This window comes from Paracoccus sigandri (genome assembly GCF_003709565.1).
Classification (GTDB): domain Bacteria; phylum Pseudomonadota; class Alphaproteobacteria; order Rhodobacterales; family Rhodobacteraceae; genus Paracoccus; species Paracoccus siganidrum.
In genome coordinates this window covers 1-1,523 of sequence record NZ_QNRC01000100.1, presented here as the reverse complement: position 1 = coordinate 1,523, position 1,523 = coordinate 1, and the positions used below count along the sequence as shown (strand labels likewise).

1 protein-coding gene is annotated in these 1,523 nt (G+C 60.2%); it reads left to right on the top strand.

Features of this window, described 5'->3' with window-relative positions:
• Positions 1–85: 85 nt before the first annotated feature.
• A protein-coding gene (locus C9E82_RS23895; protein WP_076611527.1) for an IS3-like element ISPko4 family transposase occupies positions 86–1,449 on the top strand; the annotation gives its coding sequence in 2 pieces (ribosomal slippage) (positions 86–433 and positions 436–1,449; 1,362 coding nt in all).
• The last annotated feature ends 74 nt before the right edge of the window (positions 1,450–1,523 follow it).

Sequence of the window (1,523 nt, the reverse complement as noted above, 5' to 3'; positions counted from 1 at the left end):
TGTCCCCCGTCAGCGCCCATGGCACAGATTTGAGGTTGTGATTTAAGGAGGATTTGGGCTTCGTCGTAGTGACGAAGGAACGAAGATGAAGCCCAAATCCTCCAATACAAAATTGCCGGCCAAGTCCCCTGCTGAGCGGGTGGTCAAGGACATTCGGCGTCAGACCCGTCGGCACTTCTCAGCTGAAGACAAGATCCGGATCGTGCTGGAAGGACTTCGCGGTGACGACAGCATCGCCGAGTTGTGCCGCAAAGAGGGCATCGCCCAGAGCCTGTATTACACTTGGTCAAAGGAGTTCATGGAAGCGGGCAAGCGCCGGCTCGCCGGCGATACCGCCCGTGCCGCGACCACCGGTGAGGTTCAGGATCTGCGCCGCGAAGCCCGTGCCCTGAAGGAATGTGTGGCGGACCTGACGCTCGAAAACCGTTTGCTTAAAAAAAGCATGATCGCGGATGGGGGCGACGACGAATGAGGTATCCCGCATCCGAGAAGCTCGAGATCATCCGGATCGTCGAACAGTCGCACCTGCCCGCCAGGCAGACGCTGGATCACCTCGGCATTGCCCGCCGGACCTTCTACCGCTGGTATGATCGTTACCGGGAAGGCGGGCCGGAAGCGCTGGAGGATCGCCCTTCGGCGCCGAGCCGGGTGTGGAACCGCATCGGCGAGGATATCCGGGACCAGATCGTCGAGATGGCGTTGGAGGCGACCGATCTCAGCCCGCGCGAACTGGCCGTGCGATTTACCGATGAACGCCAATACTTTGTGTCCGAAGCCACGGTCTACCGTCTGCTCAAGGCCCATGACCTGATCACCAGCCCGGCCTATGTCGTGATCAAGGCGGCCGATCAGTTCCACACCAAGACCACACGGCCGAACGAGATGTGGCAGACCGACTTCACCTACTTCAAGATCATCGGCTGGGGCTGGATGTATCTGTCGACGGTGCTTGACGACTTCTCGCGCTACATCATCGCCTGGAAGCTATGCTCCAACATGCGGGCCGAGGATGTGACCGACACGCTGGACCTCGCACTCGCCGCCTCGGGCCGCGACTGCGCCACCGTGCTGCACAAGCCGCGACTGCTATCGGACAACGGCCCGAGCTACATAGCGGGCGAACTGGCCGAATACATCGAGGCCAAAAAGATGAGCCATATCCGCGGCGCCCCGTGCCATCCCCAGACCCAGGGCAAGATCGAGCGCTGGCACCAGACCCTGAAGAACCGAATCCTGCTAGAAAATTACTTCCTGCCCGGTGATCTCGAGGCCCAGATCGAGGCCTTCGTCGAGCACTACAACCACCAACGCTACCATGAGAGCCTGAACAACGTGACGCCGGCTGACGCCTACTTCGGCAGGGCGCCGGACATCATCAAACAGCGCGAAAGGATCAAACGAAAGACCATCGAACATCGGCGCTTGCAGCACCGCAAGCTCGCCGCATAACATCAACCCCAAGACGAGGCCCGCTCTCCGCTAATCTAAGCCCCGATCTGAGCCAAATGTTCTGACGACGGACA